The following is a 20,951-nucleotide window of genomic DNA, read 5'->3' on the forward strand; positions in this document are numbered from 1 at the left end:
CTAACCCGCTCGTCTTTCCGGCTCTCAACCGGCCACTTCCCGCAGCGCGGAGCGGCACAGCGCGTCCGCGCGGCGGGTGGATTCCGGCAGCCGGTAGCGGGGCGTGAGACACAAGGTGTGCGCGCAGGCCCGGTCCAGGGTCACCCGGTGCCCTGCCGACACGAAGACCGGCTTCACACCTTCGCGGGTGCGCAGCGCACGACCGACCTCCTCGGCACCGTCCAGCAGCGGCGACGCGCTCCCCCGTGCGGCGGCCGGGTCCTCGTACGCGAAGGCGAAGGGGTTCTTGGCGACGCCGATCGTCGACAGCCCCGTCAGGACGCCGAGGTGGCTGGCCAGGCCGAAGCGGCGCGGGTGGGCCACTCCGTAGCCGTCGCAGACGACGAGCCCGGGGTCCGACCGCAGCTCGCCCAGGGCGGCCAGGACCGTGGGGATCTCCCGGAACGCGAGCAGGCCGGGCACGTACGGGAAGGCCACCTTGCCGACGGCCGTCGCCTCCTCGACCACGTCGAGCGTCGCGGCGTCGAGGACGACGACGGCCGCGGCGACGACGTCCCGCTCGTCGTCGTAGGCGACGTCCACGCCGGTCACACGGCCCGTGCCGGGCGGCGGGCCGGTCTCGTCGAGGACGACGCGGGTGCGCAGTTCGTCCTGGACGGCGCGCGCCGTCCGCTCGTCGGCGGGCCAGTCGGAAGGCATCACATAGCTGCTCATGGTGCCGGGAAGCCTAGGGCCTGTGTCGGAAGTCCCGCCTGCCCCGCGACGCCCGGCATTAAAGACGCGTAAAGATTGCCGGGTTCAGGCAATGAACGGCACCGGTCCGCTATGTCAGCATTCCCCCGTACCGAGGTGAACGGCGCGACGGGGGAAGTGATCCGATGACGGTGTTTCTTGGTCTCGGCATCGCGGGGATCGTGCTGCTGGTGCTCTCGCTCCTCCTGGACGGGGTCCTCGAAGGGCTCTTCGGAGGAGCGGGGGCACTGGACGGGCTCTTCGACGGGCTCCTGTCCCTGCCGGTCGTCGCCGGATTCGTCGCCATGCTCGGCTTCGGCGGAGCACTCGTGCTCGGCACGACCGGCCTCGGCGCCGGCCCCGCCACCGTCGCGGGAGCCTGCGCGGGAACCGGGGCGGGCTGGGTGACGTGGAAGCTCACCCGCGCCCTGATGCGCGACCAGACCGCTGTCACGCCGCGCGGCGACGACCTCGTGGGCACCGCGGGGTCCGTGGTCACGGCGATTCCGGCCGACGGCTACGGCGAGGTGCTGCTGCACCTCGCGGGCCAGCGCGTGAAGTACGCGGCCCGCAGCTCCGCCGCGGTGGCCCGGGGCACCGAGATCTGGGTCGACGCGGCGCTCTCGCCGACGTCGGTGGCGGTCCGTCCCGTCGAACGCTGACGCGGTCGCCGCTCCAGGCTCCGGGCGGTCCGCCGCCGCTCACCAACTTTTCGCAACCGATCTGCCGTCCCCGGGTGGCAAGGGGGGAATGCACCATGAGTCCAGTCCTGATCTCGGTCGTCGGAGTCGTCGTACTCCTCGTCCTGCTGGCGCTCGTCGTCATCACGCGCTACAAGGTCGCCGGGCCCAGCGAGGCCTTCATCGTGACCGGCCGGCGCGGCAAGAAGTCCACGGATCCGGACACCGGCCGGGTCATGACCGACAACAGCGGCCAGAAGGTCGTGGTCGGCGGCGGTGTCTTCGTCGTGCCGTTCGTGCAGCAGAAGTTCACCCTCGACCTGTCCTCGCGGCACATCCCGATCGCCGTGCGCGGCGCGGTCACGCTGCGCGGCGTCAAGGCGAACCTCGAAGGCGTCGCCATCGTGAAGGTCGGCGGCACCGAGGACTCGATACGCGCCGCCGCCCAGCGCTTCCTCGTCCAGCAGGACGGCATCGTCGGCTTCACCCAGGAGGTGCTCTCCGGCGCGCTGCGCTCCATCGTGGGGCGCATGTCGGTCGAGGACATCATCCGCGACCGTGCCGCGTTCGCCGGACAGGTCGCCGAGGAGGCCGAGGCCAGCCTCTCCGGTCAGGGCCTGGTCCTGGACGCCTTCCAGATCCAGGACATCACCACCGAGGGCTCCTACCTGGAGGACCTCGGCCGTCCCGAGGCCGCCCGCGCACGGCAGGAGGCGGACATCGCCGAGGCCGTGGCGCGCCGCGCAGCCGAGCAGGCACGGCTGAAGGCGGAGGAGGAGATCGCCGTCGCGCAGCGGACCTTCTACCTCAAGCAGGCCGAGATCAAGGCCGAGACGGACGAGGCGGCGGCGCGCGCGAGCGCCGCGGGGCCGCTCGCCGAGGCCGCACGGCAGCAGGACGTGCTCACCGAGCAGGAGAAGGTCGCCAAGCGCCAGGCGGCGCTCACCGACAGCGAGTTGGACACCCAGGTCCGCAAGCCCGCGGACGCCGCGCGCTACCAGGCCGAGCAGGAGGCGGAGGCCCGCAGGATCGGCCTGGTCAAGCAGGCCGAGGCGGACGCGGAGCGGGCCCGTCTGACCGGTGAGGGCGAGAAGGCGCACCGTGCCGCGCTGGCCGACGCCGTACGCCTGGAGGGCGAGGCCGACGCCGCGTCGATCGGCGCGCGGGGTGCCGCGGAGGCGGAGGCGATGCGCAAGAAGGCCGACGCGTTCGCGCAGTACGGCGACGCGGCCGTCCTGCAGATGCTCGTCGAGGTCCTGCCGAGCGTGGTGGGCAAGGCGTCCGAACCGCTCGCTGCGGTGGACAAGATGACCGTGATCTCGACGGACGGGGCCGGACAGCTGTCCCGTACGGTCGCCGACAACGTCGCCCAGGGCGTGGAGCTCCTCAGCTCCACCACGGGGGTCGACCTCGCCGAGCTCCTCAAGAACATCACGGGCGCCAAGCCCGCGAGCCCGGCCTCCTCGGCCAACGGGAAGATCGAAGTCACCGACCTGTAGGGACTCGGCATACTTACGATCATGAACTGGACGGTGCGCTCCGCGACGACGGCAGACATAGAGGTCATCGTGGAGCTCCGGGCCGTCGTCATGCGGCCGGATCTGGAACGGCTCGGCCGTTTCGATCCGCACCGGGTGCGGCAGCGGTTCCGGGACGCGTTCCGCGCGGAGCACACGTCCGTGATCGAGAGCGGCGGCGCGTTCGCGGGGTGTGTCGCCCTGCGGCCCGCCGCCGACGGGCTCTGGCTGGAGCACTTCTTCCTCGACCCGCGGCTCCAGGGGCGCGGCCTCGGCTCGGCGGTCCTCGGCTCGCTCCTGGAGCGGGCCGACGCCGAGGGCGCGGCCGTCCGCCTCAACGTCCTGCGGGGCAGCGCCGCCCGGCGGCTGTACGAGCGCCACGGTTTCACGGTCGAGTCGGAGGACCCGATCGACGTGTTCATGGTCAGGGCCGCCCGGTAGTTCCTGGTCAGGGCCGCCCGGTAGCCTCGCGATCATGTTCATTCTCGAATTGACCTACACCGCGCCGCTCTCCGCCGTCGACGCGCACCTGGAAGCCCACGTCGCCTGGCTCGACCAGCAGTACGAGGCCGGTGTCGTCCTCGCCTCCGGCCGCAAGAACCCGCGCGACGGCGGCGTGCTCATCGCCGTCGCGGAGGATCGCGCGCAGGTCGAGAAGATCGTCGCGCAGGACCCGTTCACCGTGGCCGAGGTGTGCGCGTACCGGATCACCGAGTTCTACGCGACGAAGACGGCCCCGGCCCTCTCCGCGTACCGCGAGGAACTGCCCGCCTGAGGCCCTAGCGGACCCCTTCCAGGCGGGCGATCCGCCCCTTCTCCCCCGCGGCCCAGCAGCCCCGGTCGGCCGTGCAGTCCACGGTGTCGTACGACCCCGAGTCGATGGTCCGCCAGCTCCGGCCGCCGTCCGTCGTGACGTCCGTGCCCGTGGGTCCGACCGCGAGCGCCGTGGTGCGGCTGTGGGGGAACCAGGCCACGCCCGAGCGGTAGGCGGGCGGCGGCTTCCCCACCGGGTCCCAGCGGCGCCCGCCGTCCCGGGTGACCGCCGCCGCCTTCGGCGAGGGCTGGTCGGCGCGGTAGTCGCCGCCCACCGCGATGCCGTGCGTACGGTCGCGGAAGGCGAGCCCGAAGACGCCGCGGGCCGGGTCGCCCGCCGGGACCGGCGCGTCGGTGGCCTTCCAGGTCCTTCCGCGGTCGGCGGAGTGCAGGACACGCGCGCGTGCCGCCCCGCCCGTGGCCAGCCACACGTCCCGTGACCCGTTGCTCACCAGGCACTGGCCGCTCGCCGCGAAGCCCGCCTCACCCTCCTGTGCCGCGGGCATGCCGGAGTTCGGCAGGACCTTCCAGGACCGGCCCCCGTCGGCGGTGGACAGGATGCGGAACTTCCCGTCGACGGGATCGCTCATCGCGAGGCCGTGGCGCCGGTCGAGGAAGGTCATGCAGTCGTAGAACGCCTTGGCGTCGGTGTTGCGGAAGGACTCCGTCCAGGTGGCCCCGCCGTCCTCGGTGCGCAGCACCCGCGACGCCTCGCCCTCGCCGATGGCGAGGACCACCGCACGGCGGTCGTCGAAGGCCTCGATGTCGCGGAACTCCAGACCGGCGGCGCCCGGCGGGGAGACTTCGCGCCAGGTCTTGCCGCCGTTCGCGGTGCGCAGCACGGTCCCCTTCGTGCCGGCCGCCCACGCAGTGTCACGGCTGACGGCGGCGAGCCCCCGGAAGCGGGCGTCGGTACCGCTCTCCGTGAGCTGCCAGCGCGGTTCCCGGTCCGGGTGGTGCGCATCGGTGTCCGCCCGCGCGGCGCCCGGTGCGCCGAGGACGGTCGCGGCGAGCATCGCGCCGCACAGTCCCGTCAATACCGTCCGCCTCGTCGACTTCATCTTCCCCATGCCCCTCATGGCGGGCGAAGCTAGCCGACGCGCGCAGCCTCGTCCAGATGGCCTGAAGGCATCCCCCATGAGGTGGTCGCCGGGAACCGCGGGCCCTGCCAGGGTGTCGCGGTGACAGAGGTCACTCGCTCCGAACCGCCCTCCGTGTGCACGCATCCGGTCTTTCCGTCGTCTATTCAAGTGCCGACCCCAGTCGTCCAGCAGTCAGTGAGGGAGCAGGCGTTGTCCACCGTCATCGAGCAAGCCGTAGAGGCCCGCCTGGTCGCCGCCGAGCCGCGGATGCCGACCATTCCCGCAACGCTCCACTACGACCGGCGGGATCCGTTCGCCGTGCGCATGAGCTTCCCCGCTCCCGCGACCCTGGAAGGCATCGAGGTCTACTGGACCTTCGCCCGTGAGCTCCTCGTCCACGGCGTGGAGCGTGCGGTGGGCGACGGCGACGTGCGCGTGCGTCCGTACGGGTTCGACCGCACGGTCGTGGAGTTCCACGCCCCCGAGGGCACCGCGATCGTCCACATCCGCACCGGGGACCTCCGCCGTTTCCTGCGCAGCTCGATGGCGCTGGTGCCGGCCGGCCAGGAGAGCCGCCACGTGGATCTCGACCAGGACCTGGCCGAGCTGATGCGGGACGCGTGCTGAGCGGCGGATCGGGCTGTCCGTAGGGTCGGCTCCGCGCCGCGCCTTCCGTGGCGGCCGAGCGAGCCCGAGTTCAGTCCCCGCCTCCCCCGCTCGACGAGCGCGCCGCCTCCGCGGCCGTGATCGCCGAGGCCAGCGCCTTGCGCAGGGCGCGCATCTGCCGGGTGACGTCGAGCGACGCGCCGCCGCCGCGGTCGGTGAGCTCGGTGAGCCGGTCCTTGTACCGCCTGCGGTCCTTGCCGGTGACGAACGGCCGCAGCTTGCCGGTGGCCGCGCACATCACGAGGGCCGCCTCGCTCTCGGACACCTCCGTGATCGACTGGGGACCGCGCAGCACCGTACCCGCCTCCGCCTGCAGCGCCTCCGCGTATCCGGCGCGCTCCAGCTCCCAGTGCCGGACAGGGAAGACGCCGAGGACACGGCGGCGCTCCAGGCGCAGATAGCCGTGGGCGGTGAGCTGGTCGCGGACCTCGTTCAGGGTGTTGCCGGAGCGGTGTGTCATCCATCCGCGCCACTTGCGCGGCCGGGACTCCTCGATGAGCTCGACGAGTGCGTCGAGCACCGTGTCGCCCGTGCGCGCGCCGGTCACCGGGGTGACGATGCCGTCCGTCTCGACGATCACGCCGCGCTGGGCGAGCTCGGCCAGCGCTCCGGCGCGGACGACCAGGTGCAGGTCGGGGCCGCCGGTGAACTTTCCCCTCTCCCCGTTCCACGCCAGGAGCAGGAGCTTGGCGGGCAGGGACAGCGTGCCGTAGTGCACGGCGCCTCCTCGGTCGGCGTCCACGGAGCCGGGTGTGAGCCCACGATAAAACGTTGACACACCCCGGAGCCCGTCCTACGGTGTACAACGGTTCTGTTGCCGTCGATAGGAGAAGGACGTTGCTCGTCTGAGGTCATGAGACACCGCGTCACGCAGCTCTCGCTGCCGTGCACGCCGTGTGCGACCTCGGCTTCACGAGCCGTCCCGTCCCCCGGCACAGGCCTTTTCTCGTTCTCCGGCCTCTCCTCCGCCGCGGTGTCTCGAACGCGTTGCCCCTGACCGCGCTCCACACCAAGCAACCGCGAGGCCTGTATGTCCACCCACCCCACCTCCATCAGCTGTACGTCGCTCTCCTTCGGCTGGCCCGACGGCACCGGCGTCTTCGACGGCCTCCAGGTCTCCTTCGGACCCGGCAGGACCGGACTCATCGGCGTCAACGGCTCAGGAAAGTCAACCCTGTTGAAGCTCGTCGCGGGTGAGCTGACGCCCACCGACGGCGTGGTGCGCGTCGCCGGGGACGTCGGATATCTGCCGCAGAACGTCACCCTCGACACCGGCCTGCGCGTCGACGAGGTGCTCGGCATCGCCGCGACCCGCGCCGCGCTGCACGCCATCGAGGCGGGTGACGTGCGCGAGGAGCACTTCACCGCGGTCGGCGACGACTGGGACGTCGAGGAGCGCGCCGTCGCCACCCTCGACCAGCTCGGGCTCGGCCACATCGGCCTCGACCGCACCACGGGCGAGGTGTCGGGCGGCGAGTCGGTGCTGCTGCGTCTGGCGGCGCTGCTGCTGCGCCGTCCCGACGTGCTCCTTCTCGACGAACCGACCAACAACCTCGACCTGTACGCCCGTCGGCGGCTGTACGCGGCCGTCGATGCCTGGTCCGGCGTCCTGGTCGTGGTCAGCCACGACCGTGAACTCCTGGACCTGGTCGACCAGATCGCCGATCTCCGTGACGGGGAGGTGAGTTGGTACGGCGGAAACTTCCAAGCGTACGAGGAGGCCCTCGCCGTGGAGCAGGAGGCGGCCGAGCGCATGGTGCGCGTCGCCGAGACCGATCTGCGCAAGCAGAAGCGCGAACTGGTCGATGCCCACGTCAAGTTGGCCCGCCGCAAGCGGTACGGCCAGAAGATGTGGGACCAGAAGCGCGAGCCGAAGGTCGTCATGGGCAACCGCAAGCGCGCCGCCCAGGAGTCGGCGGGCAAGCACCGCATCATGCACGAGGAGAAACTCGCCGAGGCCAAGGAGCGCCTGGACGACGCCGTCGAGGCGGTGCGGGAGGACGACGAGATCCGTGTCGACCTGCCGCACACCCTGGTCCACCCGGGGCGCACGGTGCTCACCCTGAGCAACCTCGAACTGTGCTACGGCGCCCGCGTGCGGGGCGAGTTCGAGCTGCGCGGCCCCGAGCGGATCGCGCTCATCGGCCGGAACGGCGCGGGCAAGACCACGCTCCTGCGCACCGTCGCCGGGCAGCTGGCACCGGTCTCCGGCGAGGCACTGGCCCATGTGCCGATGCGTTTCCTGCCGCAGCGGCTCGACGTGCTCGACGGCGCGCTCACCGTCGCCGAGAACGTGGCGGCGTATGCTCCCGACGCGACCAACAACCGCATCAGGGCGCGGCTGGCCCGCTTCCTCTTCAAGGGCGCCAAGGCCGACCAGCGGGCGGCGACCCTGTCGGGCGGCGAACGGTTCCGCGCGGCGCTCGCGGCGCTGCTGCTCGCGGAGCCCGCGCCGCAGCTGCTCATGCTCGACGAGCCGACGAACAACCTCGACATGGCGAGCGTGAAGCAGCTGTCGACGGCCCTGGAGTCGTACGAGGGCGCGCTGATCGTCGCCAGTCACGACCTGCCGTTCCTGGAGTCCATCGGCATCACGCGGTGGCTGCTCCTGGACGGGGAACTCACGGAGATCACTCAGGAAAAGAAGACAGAAGCTGTCGGGTATTCCGCCTAGCTTCGGGTGCATGGACCAGAACCACGAGGCCACGCACCGAGAGACACATCCGGACACGCACCGTTGCATCGCCATCGAAGGCGCCCGGGAGAACAACCTCAAGGAGGTGAGCCTGCGCATCCCCAAGGGCAGGCTCACCGTCTTCACGGGCGTGTCGGGATCGGGAAAGTCGTCGGTCGTCTTCGACACGATCGCGGTGGAGTCGCAGCGCCAGCTGAACGAGACGTTCACCTGGTTCGTCCGCAACCGGCTGCCGAAGTACGAGCGGCCGCATGCGGACGCCATCGAGGAGCTCTCCCCCGCGATCGTCGTCGACCAGAAGCCGATCGGCGGCCACTCCCGCTCCACCGTGGGCACGATGACGGACATCTACTCCGTGATCCGCGTGCTGTTCTCCCGGCACGGCACGCCGAGCGCGGGCCCGGCGACGGCGTACTCGTTCAACGACCCGTCGGGCATGTGCACCGAGTGCGACGGACTCGGGCGCACGGTACGGCCCGACTACGACCGCATCCTCGACCCCGCCAGGTCCCTGGCGGACGGCGCGATCCTCTTCCCGCCGTTCGCCGTGGGCACCTGGCAGGGCCAGACGTACACGAACACGCCCGACCTGGACACGCACAAGCCGGTCGGTGAATTCACCGACGCGGAAAGGCGGTTCCTGCTGCGGGGCGGGGGCGGGCGTGCGCGGAAGAAGGTGAACGTCAACAACACGGGTGGCGCGCGGGACATCGACTACGAAGGGCTCGCCGACCGCTTCGAGCGGCTCTACCTGAACCGCGACCTCTCCACGCTCTCACAGAGGACCCGCGACCTCGTCCAGGGCTTCCTGGACGAGGGGCCCTGCCCGGCCTGTCACGGGGCCCGCCTCAACCCCACGGCGCTCGCCACCCGCATCAACGGCCTCGGCATCGCCGACTGCACCCGGATGGAAGTCAGCGACCTCATCAGGGAGTTGGGACGCGTCGACGACCCGGTGGCCGGCCCGATCGCGGCGGCCGCCGTGGCCGCACTGGAACGGATCGAGGCGATCGGCCTCGGCTATCTCAGCCTGGACCGCGAGACGTCCACCCTCTCCGGGGGCGAGGGACAGCGCCTGAAGATGGTGCGCCACCTCGGGTCCAGCCTCACCGGGATGACATACATCTTCGACGAGCCGAGCGTCGGACTGCACCCGCGCGACGTGGGGCGCCTGAACGACCTCCTGCTCCGGCTGCGCGACAAGGGCAACACCGTCCTGGTCGTCGAGCACGACCCCGACGTCATCGCGATCGCCGACCACGTCGTCGACATGGGCCCGGCGGCGGGCACCGACGGCGGCCTGGTCGTCTTCGAAGGCACACCGCAGGAGTTGTGCCGGGCCGACACCCTCACCGGCCGCCACCTGCGGCGCACCACCGGCATCAAGGAGCACCCGCGCGAAGCCGTGGGGGGCCACTGGGTCAAGGGCGCCGACCTGCACAACCTGAAGAACGTGAGCGTGCGGGTGCCCACCGGGGTCCTCACGGCGGTCACCGGCGTCGCGGGGTCCGGAAAGACCACCCTGGTCTCGAAGGCGTACACCGACGCGCACCCGGACGCCGTCGTCGTGGACCAGTCGTCCATCGGCATCTCCGGCCGCTCCACCCCGGCGACGTACCTCGGGATCATGGACACGGTGCGCAAGCTGTTCGCGCGCGAGACCGGCGCGAAGGCGAGCCTGTTCAGCTTCAACTCCCATGGAGCGTGTGAGCGTTGTCAGGGGCGCGGGATCATCTACAGCGACCTGGCGTTCATGGACCCGGTGACCACGACGTGCGAGGCGTGCGAGGGACGCCGCTTCAAGGAAGAGGTGCTGCGGCTCACCGTGGACGGCCGGTCCGTGGTGGACGTACTGGAGATGACGGCAGAGCAGGCCCTGGACTTCTTCGCGCGACTCGACGACACGTCCGTGCGTCGCCGGCTGTGCGCCCTGCGGGACGTGGGTCTCACCTACCTCACACTCGGGCAGCCACTGAGCACGCTCTCCGGGGGCGAGCGTCAACGCATCAAGCTGGCCACGCAGTTGCACCGCACCGGCACGACGTACGTCCTGGACGAGCCGACCACCGGACTGCACATGGCGGACATCGACGGGCTGCTCGCCATGCTGGACCGGCTCGTCGACGCCGGCAACACGGTGATCGTCGTCGAGCACAACCTCGACGTCGTCAAGCACGCGGACTGGGTGATCGATCTGGGTCCGGACGGCGGCAAGCACGGCGGTCGGATCGTCTTCGAGGGGACGCCGGCGCAGCTGCTGCGGGCCGAGGGCTCGTTCACGGCCGATCATCTGCGAGGCGCTCTGGGCGGGGACGGGCGACGCGCTGCATGATGTTGCGGCACCCGCCCCGCCCGCGTGAGGAGAGCCGTCCGTGCCCAGCAAGAAGGCCCTGATACGCCGCCCGAGCCCGCGCCTCGCGGAGGGCCTGGTCACCCACCTGCAACGCACGCCTGTCGACGTGGGCCTCGCGACGCGGCAGTGGGAGGCGTACGTGGCGGCGCTGAACGAGCACGGCTGGGAGACGTTCGAGGTGGAGCCGGCGGACGCGTGCCCCGACTCGGTCTTCGTGGAGGACGCGGTGGTCGTCTTCCGGAACGTGGCCCTGATCGCCAGGTCCGGCGCCCGCTCCCGGCAGGGCGAGACGACCGGCGTCGAGGAGGCGGTCGGCAGGCTCGGGTGCTCGGTCAACTGGGTGTGGGAGCCGGGGACGCTGGAGGGCGGGGACGTGCTCAAGGTCGGCGACACCCTCTACGTCGGGCGGGGCGGCAGGACCGACGCCGAGGGGGTGCGGCAGCTGCGGGCCGTCTTCGAGCCGCTCGGCGCGCGGGTCGTCTCGGTGCCCGTGGCCAAGGTCCTGCACCTGAAGTCCGCCGTGACGGCGCTGCCCGACGGGACGGTCGTCGGGTACGAGCCGCTCGTCGACAGCCCCTCGCTCTTCCCCCGCTTCCTTCCCGTGCCGGAGGAGGCGGGCGCGCACGTGGTGCTGCTCGGCGGCTCGAAACTGCTGATGTCGGCGAGTGCGCCCCGCAGCGCGGAGCTCTTCGCCGATCTCGGATTCGACCCGGTTCCAGTGGAAATCAGCGAGTTCGAGAAGCTCGAAGGCTGTGTGACGTGCCTCTCAGTCCGACTCCGTGAACTGTACGCCTGACCTGTACTGGGGCCGTGGAGGCGACGGAGACGGGTGGGGGCCGGGCTCGAAGCCTCTTTACGGAGGGTTTAACCTACGGCAACGTAACCTACGACACCGTAGGTAGTGCACCGCTCGCACTGCCCATGGAACTCTCTGTACTCCCGTCCCCCTGGAGCCCCCGTGACGATCACCTCTCCCCACCTCGGCAGCGCGGACAGCTGGACCGACGCCCGGCTGCTCTACGCGCTGGAGGAAGTGGTCGAGCAGGAACTCAATCGCCACCTCAAGGTGGCCAAGGACTGGATGCCCCACGAGTACGTCCCGTTCTCGGACGCCCGGAACTTCCCCGGCTTCTTCGAGGACGGCGAGGCGTGGGAGAAGGGCCAGTCCCCGGTCACCGACATCGGCCGCATCGCCCTGGTGGTCAACCTGCTCACCGAGGACAACCTCCCCAGCTACCACCACGAGATCGCCTCCCTCTTCGGCCGCGACGGCGCCTGGGGCACCTGGGTGCACCGCTGGACCGCCGAAGAGGGCCGGCACGGCATCGTGATGCGCGACTACCTCCTCGCCTCGCGCGCCGTCGACCCGGACCAGCTGGAGCAGTTCCGGATGGCGCACATGAGCGAGGGCTTCGAGTCGGACAACCGCCACTCGATGCTGCACTCGGTCGCGTACGTCGCCTTCCAGGAGCTCGCGACCCGCATCTCGCACCGCAACACCGGCCACCAGTCGGGCGACCCGGTCTGCGACCGCATGCTGGCGCGCATCGCCACCGACGAGAACCTGCACATGGTCTTCTACCGCAACCTCCTGAAGGCCGCCTTCGAGCTCGCCCCCGACCTGACCATGCAGGCCGTGCGCGACGTCGTGGTCAACTTCCGGATGCCGGGCCACGGCATGCCGGGCTTCGAGCGCGCCGCCGCGCAGATGGCCATCGGCGAGGTCTACAACATGCGCATCCACCACGACGACGTGCTGCAGCCCGTGCTGCGCTTCCTGAAGGTCCTGGAGATCGACGGGCTCGGCCCCGAGGGCCTGAAGGCGCAGGAGGAGCTGGGCTTCTTCATGGGCGGGCTGGACGCGGAAGCGTCGAAGTTCGACGAGAGGCTGGCCGCCCGCAAGGCGCGGATGGCGGCGCGCGGCGCCTGACGGGATGGGGCGGCTGGATTCGACGGTCCGCCCAGCCGCCCTCACCAGTGCCCTCGACGAGATCGCGCAGCTGCGCGCGTGCCGTGATCCTCAGTTTGGGGAAGCTGCGGTAGAGGTGGGAGCCGACCGTGCGCGGGGAGAGGAGGAGCCGCTCCCCGATCGCCCGGTTGGTCAGCCCGCGCGCCGCGAGTCCGACGATCTGCCGTTGCTGCGGGGAGAGTTGGGCGAGCGCGTCGGGTGCCGCGTGCGGGACGCCGAGTCCCGAGGCGCGCGCCTCGGCGCGGGCGCGCTCGGCCCACGGGCGCGCCCCGAGCCGCCGGAACGTGCGGGCCTGGGACTGACACCCCACAAGAAGACAGCCGGTTGTCGCACCGATTTACGACCGTCCTCCTCGGTGCGACGGTGGGCGAGGGGGTGAACCCATGGCGCAGATGGCGCAGACCCACGAGTGGATGTTCTACGAGGTCATGTGGCGCAGCTGGGCGGGCCGGGCGCAGGTGCCCTTTCCCGTGCCGTGGTGGGCGCAACAGGCCTTCCGGCGCTGGAGCGACGACTTCGACTCGGGAACGTACGAGACGAAGGAAGCCGCCCTGGCCTCCAATGCCCTGTACCGCTACTGGCACATGGTGGGCGTGAAGGACCACCGTCAGGAGTCACTGATCGGCCAGGCCGGTGAGATCGAGCCGGTCTACGACAAGTACTGCTTGTTCTTCTTCCTCTACGACCCGGCGACGGGTGCCCTGCACCTGCCGCAGCTGCCGGGCGACGGCACGGTGTCCCAGCGGATGGAGGCGCCGCACCTGCCCGTCGTCCTCACGGACTTCCGCGCCCCGGACGGCGTCGAGTTCGTGCAGCGCACCTTCGCCACGACCGTCGGGGCGCGGCAGCGCGACCTCGTGGTGTCCCGGGTGACGGTGGGCACCGCGACCGGTCAGCCGCGCGAGGGCCGGCTGTGCGCGGCGGTCATGCCGGCCGGGCCGAGCGGATTCCAGCGGCACGACCGCAACGGCCGGCAGATCACCGACCGGAGGCTGACGTTCCTGCGGTATCTGCCCGCGGAGAACCGGGTGGAGACGAACAGCGGCTGGGGTCCGGTGTTCGACACCGTGCCCGAGCAGTACGGCGTGTACGGCAACCCGGACTTCAGCCACGACCCGGCTTCCTATCTCGCGCACAGTCCGTTCCACGACCTGGTCAACGGCGGCAAACTGAACGGGGCCGGGCAGGCCCAGGACCAGGTCGCCGGGTTGTGCAGCGCGGCGTTCGCGTGGCCGTTCCGGATCGTCGACGACGAGATGTTCGCGCTGGATGTGCGACTGCCCGTCGATCTGTACAGCGGGGCCGCCGATCTGGCGGAGATCAGGTCCGTTCCGTCGGGTGAGCTGGAGGAGGCCAACCGGGCGTTCTGGACGTCGAAGCTCGTCGGGCAGGGCTTGCAGCCCGAACTGCCGCGACCCGTGGCGCACTTGACCGATCTGTTCCGCCAGTCGCGGTCGCAGCTGCTCATCCTCTCCGACCACGGGGAGATCCACCCGGGCCCCACGGTGTACGACTCGTTCTGGATCCGCGACTCGTCCGTCGAGGCCACTGCCTGCTCGCTGGTGGGTGACGGCGCGCTCGCCGAGCACCAGTTGGGCACCCACTACCCGTTGAAGTTCAATCGCGGCACGGGCCGGATCGGACCGTGTGCCGAGTACGGCTTCTACGGAGGTCCGCACGAGCGGGACGACCGCGAATGGGACAGCAACGGACAGGCGCTCTGGGCGATCGGCCGCTTCGACCGCACGAAGGGCCGCGCCGCCGCGTTCGGCGCGAAGCTGTACACGCCGTACGTGATCGACGGCGCCCGGTGGCTGCGGGACAACCGCGACCAGTACGGGCTGCTGCACAGCGGATGGAGCGCCGAGCACCTCGGCGAGCGCGACAAACCGCACTACTGGGACGACCTGTGGGCGCTCGCCGGTCTGTACGAGGCGGCGCGGCTCGCGGAACGCATCGGTTCGCCGGACGTGCCCGAACTCTGGGCGGCCTTCGACGACGTGAAGCGCGCCACGGCGGCCTCGGTGCGCTGGGTCCTGGCGGAGCAGCGCAGGCGCGGCGCCTGGGAGACGTACATCCCGACCGGTCCCGGCGACGTCGGCAGGCTCGATTCGACGATGATCGGCACCGCGGCGTTCTTCCACCCGCTGCGCCTGCACATGGGCAGCAAGCTCGGCACCGACATCGACGCGGCGGCGCGCTGCACGCTCGACACCATGTACGCCCGCTTCGTGCGGGGCGGCTACCGCCACGAGGCGGCGTGGAACGCGTACGGCCCGTACCTCACCACGCAGTTGGCGCACGCCTACCTGCTGGCGGGCGACCCGGCACGGGCGGACGCCCTGCTCGGGTGGATCGTCGGGGCCGCCTTCCCGCGCACCGAGGAGCGGGCGGTCGCGCTCGGCGCCTGGAACGAGCAGCACGCGTTCACCATCGCCTCGGACTTCCACGAAGTACCGTCCAGGCACTGGTACATGGGCGACATTCCGCACGGCTGGGCCGCCGCGGAGTATCTGCTCCTGATCCGCGACATCCTGCTGTTCGAGGCGGACGAGGACCGCGATCCACATGTCTACATCGCGCCGGGGGTACGTCCGCACTGGGTGCGGGACGGGGAGACGGTGGCCGTCGAATCCGCGCCGACGCTGTTCGGCAGGCCCTTCGGGTACCGGCTCACGCACGACGCGGGCGCCCGGACGGTGACCGTGGAGGTCACCGAGGCTCCGGAGCCGGTGCGGTACGTGTATCCGTGCCGGTTCGGGCAGGTGCGGTCGGTGTCGGCGGACGGGCGGCAGCTGCCCGTCTCCGGGGACGACGTGCTCGTTCCGGCCGGGACGCGACGGTTCGTGGTGACGTACACCTGAGTCCGGTGCTCGGTTTGCCGGGCGCGTCCGCTCGACGGACCTTGATCCGTACTGTCGAGCGACGTGATCGCTCGTTCGTGAGTTCTTCTGTTCCCGTGCCGGGCGTGAGGTGACGCTCGAAGGACGACGGGTGACCGGCGTCTGGTGAACGCGCACTGGGTGGGAGACGTGGCATGGCACGGGAAGAGGATCAGCGGCGGGCGGGCCTGGACAGTCAGGCCTTACTGCTGGCGGCCGGGCTGGCGGAGCTGGCGGTGACCACGGTGGGTTCGGCGGTGGGCGCGGTGCGGGACGCACTGCGCCGCTCCGACACCGCGGAGCTGGCGGCGGAGGCCGAGCACGACCTCCTGGCGCGCGGCCGGCTGGCGCTGGACCGATACGCGGCCGCGCCCCCGGCCCACCTGGAGATCCTGGCCCGCCGCGCCCTCGCCCGACAGGCCGCCGACGGTGAGTGAACCGTGGGGGCCGGACGGGCTGAAGGCGCGCGTCGACGACGCGTTGCTCCGCTTCGTCGCCGAGGAGGCGGACCGGCTGGCGGAGATCGATCCGCTCCTTGGCCCGGTGGCAGCGCAGTTGGAGGCGGCGGTCGCGGACGGCAAGCGGCTGCGGTCGGCATTCTGCTACTGGGGCTGGCGCGCGGTGGGACAGCCGGACAGCGACGCGGCCGTACGGGCCGCGGCCTCCATGGAGCTCGTGCACGCGGCGGCGGTCGTGCACGACGACCTCATCGACGACAGCCCCCTGCGGCACGGCAGGCCCACCGCGCACAGGGCCCTGCGCGCCGCCGTACGGAGGCGCCCGCACGCCGACGCGGCGGCCCGGTCCCTGGCGATGCTGGTGGGAGACCTGCTGATGGCGCTGGCCGGGGAGCTCTTCGCCACCAGCGGTCTGCCCGCCGCCTATCTGTCCCGGGCCCGCCCGCTGTGGGCGGTGATGGCCCGTGAGCTGGTCGCGGGCGAGTGCCTGGAGATCCTCCGTACCGGAAGCGACCCGGACACCACGGCCTCGCTGAAGGTGATCCGCTACAAGACCGCCAAGTACACGGTCGAGCAGCCCTTGCTCATCGGCGGGGCCCTGGCCGGTGCGGGGGCGGGGCTGCGCGAGGGCTTCCGTGCGTACGGGCTGCCGCTCGGGGAGGCGTTCCAGCTGCGGGACGATCTGCTCGGCCTGTTCGGGGACCCGAGCGTGACGGGCAAGGCCAACGCCGACGACGTGCACGGTCAGCGGCCCACGGCCCTGCTGGCGGAGACATGGCGCCTCGCCGGCGCGGACGAGCGGGAGCGGCTGCGCTCCCTGCTCGGCAGGCGCGACCTGGGCGAGGAGGGGCTGCGGGCGGTGCGCGAGCTGATGCTCGGGCTCGGGGCGCCCGCCGGCATCGAGGACATGATCCGTGCCCGCGTCACGGAGGCGCTGGACGCCCTGCACGAGCTGGACGTGCCGTCGCACGCCACCGACGCCCTCACCGCGCTGGCCGATTCGGCGGCGCTCCGCCTCTCCTGAACCGGCCTCTTCTTCCGTCCTGACGCCGCCCCCCCGTGAAAGCCGAGGAACCCGCTGTGACCTGCACCGAGGCATCGATGAACACCCTGCGACAGGCCGGTGACGAACTCGCCGACGCCACCGTCGCCGCTCTCTTCGAACGCGGCCAGGTGGGCACGTTCAACACCCTGATGCGCTACGTCTCCACGGTCGGCGCCCCGCTGCCGGACGGGCTGCCCGACGTCGCGCGCGAATACCTCGAGGCCACCCGTGTCCCGCCGGGGTGGGTGGACTGGGGGGAGATGGAGAAGGCCCGCCTGTTCTTCATCGACAACAACGTGCACATCTCGACCGCGCTGTCGTTCGCCTCCATGCCCGCCTGCTACGTCGTCCCGCACGTCGCGAAGCTGCTCTCGACCACGCACGGACTGAAGTACCCGTCCAAACGGATGGCGGAGACAGGGCAGTTCACCGTCTACCTGATGCGGCCCGACGCGTTCGAGAGCGGGAGCCGTTTCATCCCGGCCGCGCAGAAGGTCCGCCTCTTGCATGCCTCCATCCGCCACCACCTCGTGCGCGAGAACCGGTGGGACACCGACGCGCTCGGCACGCCGATCTGCCAGGAGGACATGATCGGCGGGCAGATGTTCTTCTCCATGCTCGTCCTGGACAGCCTGCACCGGCTGGGCATCCACATGACGACCGAGGGCGCGGAAGCGTACTACTACGCGTGGCGCGTGGTCGGTGCGATGCTCGGTGTCGACCAGGACGCCGTCCCCAAGACCCTCGACGAGGCCCGCCACTTCCTCGATCTGTACATGGTCCGGCACATGGGGCCCTCCGAGGAGGGCACGCACCTGACCCGGCAGCTCATCGACCTCTACGAAGAGGTCGTGCCCGGCACCCTCCTCGACCCGATCGTCTCCGCCCTCATCCGCCACCTCGTCGGAGACACCTGCGCCGACTGGCTCGCGGTGCCCCGCACCCGGTGGGACACCCTCGTCAAAGCCGTGCCCCACCTCCTCGGCGTCCTGGAGACCATCGAGGACCGCTCCCCGCTCGGCGCCTGGGCACTGGACCGCCTCGGCCACCTCACCAGCGTCCTCGAACTGTCCTCGCTCACGCGCGGACGCGTCATGCACTACGCCATCCCCGAGCAGCTCAAGACGGACTACGGCGTCTCCCACACGGTCCCCCGCACCCGCCGCTGGACCCCGCCCGCCGCCACGGTGTGAGGCGCCCCGGCGGCTGACGCCCGCATGCCGAGAACCCGCGGGCCCCGTTGTCGTTCGGGGGCTCGCGGGTTCGGGAGTCCGTCAGGGTCGTCGGCGGTTCAGGCGCGGGTTTCGCGTCTGAGGGCGTACCGCTCCTTCTCGGAGAGGCCGCCCCAGACGCCGAACCTCTCGTCGTTGTTCAGTGCGTACTCCAGGCACGCCGTGCGCATGTCGCACATCTGGCAGATGTCCTTCGCCTCACGCACCGAGCTACCGGGCTCGGGGAAGAAGAAGTCGGCTCCGGTCTGGGCGCACAGAGCCTGCTCCTGCCAGGCGAGTTCGGGCTCGGCTGTCATCTCGATCTGCATGGCACCGATGCTGTCCCACCGCGCGAAACAACCGATCAACGAACGATCAACGACCGCCCGGCCGGCCTCCGGACAGCCGTGGCCGGCAGACGCCCCGGTGAGGGCTGCCCAGCCGCGCGCGTCGCGAAACGGCCCGCGGGCACCGCGAAACGACCGCCCGAACACCGCGAAACGACCCGCGCGCATCGCGAAACGACCCATCGGCACCCGGTTCCGGACGCGCGGACCGGGCACCGAAGGTTACGCCTTCCTCCGTCGGCCCTACTGGCCCTGCTCCCCGGGCGGCGACGGCTGCAGCACCGCGAACTTCGCCCCCGCCGGGTCCGCGAGCTTCGCGAAGCGCCCCACGCCCTCCATCGCCACGGGCTCCATGCGTACCTCACCGCCGCCCTGCCGGGCCTTGGCGACCGTGGCGTCACAGTCGTCCACCTGGAAGTACGGCAACCAGTACGCCGCTGTCTCGGAGGGGTCGCTCGCCAGCGGCACGACGCCGCCGAACATGTCGTCCGCGGAGCCGCCCGCCGGGTGCACCATCGTGTACGTCCCGCCGGGGAAGGCCGCCTCGGTGGTCTGCCAGCCGAACACGGAGCCGTAGAAGGCGGTGGCCGCGGAGACGTCCGGGGTGTACAGCTCGGTCCAGACCAGACCGCCCGGTTCGTTCAGGACATCGAGGCCCTTGAGCTCGCCCTGCTGCCACACGGAGAACGGGACGCCCGCGTCGTCGACGAGACCCGCCATGCGGCCGAGGTCGAGGATGTCCACGGCCTCGAAGAGACTGCTGCCACCTGCCTGTTCGACGGCTTTCGCCGTGGCGTCCACCTCCGGCGTGCGGAAATAGAGCGTCCAGGACGGCGCTGCCTCGTCGGCCGATATGGCCATCGCGCCCGCCGCGGTGCGGCCCGAGAGCTGGTACTGGCTGTACCCGCCGACGTCCGCTGCGCCCTGCTGGAGCTCCCAGCCGAACAGCTCGCGGTAGAACCCGCTGACGCTGCCGAGGTCAGGGGCGCACATGTCCACCCAAACAGGTGCACCTGGCATGAAACGGTTATTGAGCATGATCGACTCCTTTGTCGGATCTCTCTTCCGCACTCAGAAGTCTGGCACCACCCACTGACAATCGGCTCGCCCTGCCCCCACCACGTCATTTGATGAAGGGAAAACATTTTTGAGAGCGCTCTCAGTCACAACTCTTGACGCCGCAATCGCCCGTCGAGACAGTGGTGCCCCCCACACGACAACCCCCCACGCAACCGCGCAGGAGACCTTCCGTGATATCGCGTCGAACGTTCCTGACCACCGCAGCCGGCGCCGCGGGCGCCCTCACCTACCCCGTCTGGGGCAGCGCTCTGAGCCCCGGCGCCCAGGCGGGCGGCACGGCCGCGCCCGCCACCTGCGAGCTGGCCCTCGCGAACAAGTCGCTCCCCGGCCAGGTGCGCGCGTACGTCACCGGCCACGAGCAGGGCAGCGGCCGCTGGGTGCTGCTCAAGCCGGACGGCGGCGTCTACCGCCCCGAGTCGCCCTCGGCCCCGCAGACCCCGTTGCCCGTCGACTGCGCCATCCCGCTCGGCGCCGCGGGATCCGCGCCCAAGGTGCTGACTTTGCCTCAGATGTTCGGCGCCCGCGTCTACTTCGTCCGCGACGACAAGCTGGACTTCTTCCTCAACCCCGGCCCCGCCCTGGTCGAGCCCGCCTTCGCGACCCGCGCGGACCCCAACTACGGCCGCACGTGGTCGTTCTGCGAGTTCACGTTCAACCCCCAGCAGCTGTACGCCAACATCAGCTACGTCGACCTGGTGACCGCGCTGCCCATCGGCCTGACCCTGGAGGGCGACGGCAAGCACACCGTGGCCCCGCTGCCGGACGGCGCCGTCGACAGGATCGCGGCGGATCTGACGGCGCAGGCGAGGAAGGACGGGCAGCCCTGGGACAAGCTGGTCATACGCGGTGACGACGGCGGCGTGCTGCGCGTCATCTCGCCGCAGAACCTGATGGCGCCGTACTTCGACCGGCCGGACCAGATGCCGTTCCGGGACGTCTGGAACAGCTACATCGACAAGGTGTGGGACAAGTACCGCGGCACGGACCTGAAGATCGACCTCCAGGGCGGCCGCGGCGTGTTCACCGGGCGGGTCAACGGCGACGTCCTGACGTTCAACGGCGGCCACTCGTTCCCCAAGCCGACCTCGAAAGACATCTTCACCTGCAACCACGGCCCGTTCGCCAACAACCCGAACGACCCCGACGACAAGAAGGGCCTGCTGGCCCGGCTCGCGGCGGGCTTCAACCGCAGCATCATGCTCACCCACCCCCAGCAGCCGAACGGCACGAGCACCGCGGACTACTACCGGGACCCCGTGACCAACCACTGGTCGCGCGTGGTGCACGCCAACTCCCCCATCGGGTACGCCTTCCCGTACGACGACGTACGTCCCGACGGGCAGCCGGACGTCTCGGGCGCGGCGCACGACGGCAATCCACGGCGGTTCACGGTGAGCGTGGGCGCGTAGCGTCGACCGATC

General features: G+C 70.9%; 19 protein-coding genes and 1 pseudogene. 14 read left to right on the forward strand and 6 right to left on the reverse strand.

The features are described from left to right. Window positions 1-24: 24 nt before the first annotated feature. Window positions 25-714 carry an endonuclease V gene (locus tag DEJ48_RS05145; protein ID WP_150214865.1) on the reverse strand — a complete coding sequence of 230 codons (690 nt, stop codon included), beginning with the start codon at window positions 712-714 and terminating at the stop codon, window positions 25-27. Window positions 715-878: 164 nt separating this feature from the next. Here DEJ48_RS05145 and DEJ48_RS05150 point away from each other — a divergent pair, with 164 nt between their 5' ends. The 4 genes from DEJ48_RS05150 to DEJ48_RS05165 all read left to right on the forward strand — a co-directional run bounded on the left by DEJ48_RS05150 (window position 879) and on the right by DEJ48_RS05165 (window position 3,704). Further along, window positions 879-1,394, forward strand: coding sequence for a hypothetical protein (locus DEJ48_RS05150; protein ID WP_150214867.1), 516 nt, complete (start codon window positions 879-881; stop codon window positions 1,392-1,394). A 95-nt stretch (window positions 1,395-1,489) separates the two neighbouring features. Continuing rightward, window positions 1,490-2,911 carry a flotillin family protein gene (locus DEJ48_RS05155; RefSeq protein ID WP_150214869.1) on the forward strand — a complete coding sequence of 474 codons (1,422 nt, stop codon included), beginning with the start codon at window positions 1,490-1,492 and terminating at the stop codon, window positions 2,909-2,911. Between the two features lie 21 nt (window positions 2,912-2,932). Beyond that, window positions 2,933-3,370, forward strand: a complete 438-nt coding sequence (locus tag DEJ48_RS05160) for a GNAT family N-acetyltransferase (protein WP_150214871.1) — start codon at window positions 2,933-2,935, stop codon at window positions 3,368-3,370. 34 nt (window positions 3,371-3,404) lie between these two features. Continuing rightward, window positions 3,405-3,704, forward strand: coding sequence for a YciI family protein (locus DEJ48_RS05165; RefSeq protein ID WP_150214873.1), 300 nt, complete (start codon window positions 3,405-3,407; stop codon window positions 3,702-3,704). Window positions 3,705-3,708: 4 nt separating this feature from the next. On the opposite strand, the gene DEJ48_RS05170 is transcribed toward DEJ48_RS05165, so the two are convergent. Next, window positions 3,709-4,812 (reverse strand): WD40/YVTN/BNR-like repeat-containing protein, encoded by a 1,104-nt coding sequence (locus tag DEJ48_RS05170; protein WP_411757525.1) that lies wholly within the window; start codon window positions 4,810-4,812, stop codon window positions 3,709-3,711. A 222-nt stretch (window positions 4,813-5,034) separates the two neighbouring features. On the opposite strand from DEJ48_RS05170, the gene DEJ48_RS05175 reads away from it, so the two are divergent. Further along, window positions 5,035-5,451 carry an SsgA family sporulation/cell division regulator gene (locus tag DEJ48_RS05175; protein ID WP_150214876.1) on the forward strand — a complete coding sequence of 139 codons (417 nt, stop codon included), beginning with the start codon at window positions 5,035-5,037 and terminating at the stop codon, window positions 5,449-5,451. A gap of 70 nt (window positions 5,452-5,521) precedes the next feature. Here the strand turns inward: DEJ48_RS05175 and DEJ48_RS05180 are convergent, their stop codons facing one another. Next, window positions 5,522-6,232 (reverse strand): GOLPH3/VPS74 family protein, encoded by a 711-nt coding sequence (locus DEJ48_RS05180; RefSeq protein ID WP_190537213.1) that lies wholly within the window; start codon window positions 6,230-6,232, stop codon window positions 5,522-5,524. A 288-nt stretch (window positions 6,233-6,520) separates the two neighbouring features. Here DEJ48_RS05180 and DEJ48_RS05185 point away from each other — a divergent pair, with 288 nt between their 5' ends. The 4 genes from DEJ48_RS05185 to DEJ48_RS05200 all read left to right on the forward strand — a co-directional run bounded on the left by DEJ48_RS05185 (window position 6,521) and on the right by DEJ48_RS05200 (window position 12,468). After that, window positions 6,521-8,164, forward strand: coding sequence for an ABC-F family ATP-binding cassette domain-containing protein (locus DEJ48_RS05185; protein WP_150214879.1), 1,644 nt, complete (start codon window positions 6,521-6,523; stop codon window positions 8,162-8,164). Window positions 8,165-8,174: 10 nt separating this feature from the next. Beyond that, window positions 8,175-10,517: an ATP-binding cassette domain-containing protein gene (locus DEJ48_RS05190; RefSeq protein ID WP_150214881.1), complete on the forward strand. Its 2,343-nt coding sequence runs from the start codon at window positions 8,175-8,177 to the stop codon at window positions 10,515-10,517. A 40-nt stretch (window positions 10,518-10,557) separates the two neighbouring features. After that, window positions 10,558-11,334: a dimethylargininase gene (gene ddaH, locus DEJ48_RS05195; protein WP_150214883.1), complete on the forward strand. Its 777-nt coding sequence runs from the start codon at window positions 10,558-10,560 to the stop codon at window positions 11,332-11,334. Window positions 11,335-11,496: 162 nt separating this feature from the next. After that, window positions 11,497-12,468 carry an acyl-ACP desaturase gene (locus tag DEJ48_RS05200; protein WP_150214884.1) on the forward strand — a complete coding sequence of 324 codons (972 nt, stop codon included), beginning with the start codon at window positions 11,497-11,499 and terminating at the stop codon, window positions 12,466-12,468. Here the strand turns inward: DEJ48_RS05200 and DEJ48_RS05205 are convergent. After that, a pseudogene (locus DEJ48_RS05205) lies at window positions 12,383-12,793 on the reverse strand (helix-turn-helix domain-containing protein); the annotation flags it as partial. The gene DEJ48_RS05200 and the pseudogene DEJ48_RS05205 sit on opposite strands and share 86 nt — an antisense overlap. Window positions 12,794-12,890: 97 nt before the next feature. Between DEJ48_RS05205 and DEJ48_RS05210 the strand changes: the two are divergent. From DEJ48_RS05210 to DEJ48_RS05225, 4 genes are all read left to right on the forward strand, one after another. Then, entirely contained in the window at window positions 12,891-15,371 is a 2,481-nt protein-coding gene (locus tag DEJ48_RS05210; protein ID WP_150214886.1) for a hypothetical protein, read from the forward strand. Between the two features lie 173 nt (window positions 15,372-15,544). Further along, window positions 15,545-15,826: a polyprenyl synthetase gene (locus DEJ48_RS05215; RefSeq protein ID WP_150214888.1), complete on the forward strand. Its 282-nt coding sequence runs from the start codon at window positions 15,545-15,547 to the stop codon at window positions 15,824-15,826. After that, on the forward strand, window positions 15,819-16,871 hold the full coding sequence (locus DEJ48_RS05220) for a polyprenyl synthetase family protein (protein ID WP_150214890.1): 1,053 nt from the start codon (window positions 15,819-15,821) through the stop codon (window positions 16,869-16,871). The genes DEJ48_RS05215 and DEJ48_RS05220 overlap by 8 nt, the downstream gene beginning before the upstream one ends. Window positions 16,872-16,927: 56 nt before the next feature. Beyond that, entirely contained in the window at window positions 16,928-18,085 is a 1,158-nt protein-coding gene (locus DEJ48_RS05225; protein ID WP_150214892.1) for an oxygenase MpaB family protein, read from the forward strand. 98 nt (window positions 18,086-18,183) lie between these two features. Here DEJ48_RS05225 and DEJ48_RS05230 read toward each other — a convergent pair whose 3' ends face one another. After that, a complete protein-coding gene (locus DEJ48_RS05230) occupies window positions 18,184-18,432 on the reverse strand; it encodes a WhiB family transcriptional regulator (RefSeq protein WP_150214894.1) in 249 nt (82 codons plus the stop codon). Window positions 18,433-18,693: 261 nt separating this feature from the next. Then, a complete protein-coding gene (locus DEJ48_RS05235) occupies window positions 18,694-19,443 on the reverse strand; it encodes a VOC family protein (protein ID WP_317850902.1) in 750 nt (249 codons plus the stop codon). Window positions 19,444-19,700: 257 nt separating this feature from the next. Here DEJ48_RS05235 and DEJ48_RS05240 point away from each other — a divergent pair, with 257 nt between their 5' ends. Next, window positions 19,701-20,939 (forward strand): glycoside hydrolase family 64 protein, encoded by a 1,239-nt coding sequence (locus tag DEJ48_RS05240; protein ID WP_150214898.1) that lies wholly within the window; start codon window positions 19,701-19,703, stop codon window positions 20,937-20,939. Window positions 20,940-20,951 lie beyond the last annotated feature (12 nt).

Source organism: Streptomyces venezuelae (genome assembly GCF_008642315.1).
In the GTDB taxonomy this organism is placed as follows: domain Bacteria; phylum Actinomycetota; class Actinomycetes; order Streptomycetales; family Streptomycetaceae; genus Streptomyces; species Streptomyces venezuelae_D.

What these genes read in the sequence shown, in the direction of transcription:
- DEJ48_RS05145 (WP_150214865.1), bottom strand. Translation starts at nt 714, where the DNA reads ATGAGCAGCTATGTGATGCCTTCCGACTGGCCCGCCGACGAGCGGACG.
- DEJ48_RS05150 (WP_150214867.1), top strand. Translation starts at nt 879, where the DNA reads ATGACGGTGTTTCTTGGTCTCGGCATCGCGGGGATCGTGCTGCTGGTG.
- DEJ48_RS05155 (WP_150214869.1), top strand. Translation starts at nt 1,490, where the DNA reads ATGAGTCCAGTCCTGATCTCGGTCGTCGGAGTCGTCGTACTCCTCGTC.
- DEJ48_RS05160 (WP_150214871.1), top strand. Translation starts at nt 2,933, where the DNA reads ATGAACTGGACGGTGCGCTCCGCGACGACGGCAGACATAGAGGTCATC.
- DEJ48_RS05165 (WP_150214873.1), top strand. Translation starts at nt 3,405, where the DNA reads ATGTTCATTCTCGAATTGACCTACACCGCGCCGCTCTCCGCCGTCGAC.
- DEJ48_RS05170 (WP_411757525.1), bottom strand. Translation starts at nt 4,812, where the DNA reads ATGGGGAAGATGAAGTCGACGAGGCGGACGGTATTGACGGGACTGTGC.
- DEJ48_RS05185 (WP_150214879.1), top strand. Translation starts at nt 6,521, where the DNA reads ATGTCCACCCACCCCACCTCCATCAGCTGTACGTCGCTCTCCTTCGGC.
- DEJ48_RS05190 (WP_150214881.1), top strand. Translation starts at nt 8,175, where the DNA reads ATGGACCAGAACCACGAGGCCACGCACCGAGAGACACATCCGGACACG.
- DEJ48_RS05210 (WP_150214886.1), top strand. Translation starts at nt 12,891, where the DNA reads ATGGCGCAGATGGCGCAGACCCACGAGTGGATGTTCTACGAGGTCATG.
- DEJ48_RS05215 (WP_150214888.1), top strand. Translation starts at nt 15,545, where the DNA reads ATGGCACGGGAAGAGGATCAGCGGCGGGCGGGCCTGGACAGTCAGGCC.
- DEJ48_RS05230 (WP_150214894.1), bottom strand. Translation starts at nt 18,432, where the DNA reads ATGCAGATCGAGATGACAGCCGAGCCCGAACTCGCCTGGCAGGAGCAG.
- DEJ48_RS05235 (WP_317850902.1), bottom strand. Translation starts at nt 19,443, where the DNA reads ATGTGCGCCCCTGACCTCGGCAGCGTCAGCGGGTTCTACCGCGAGCTG.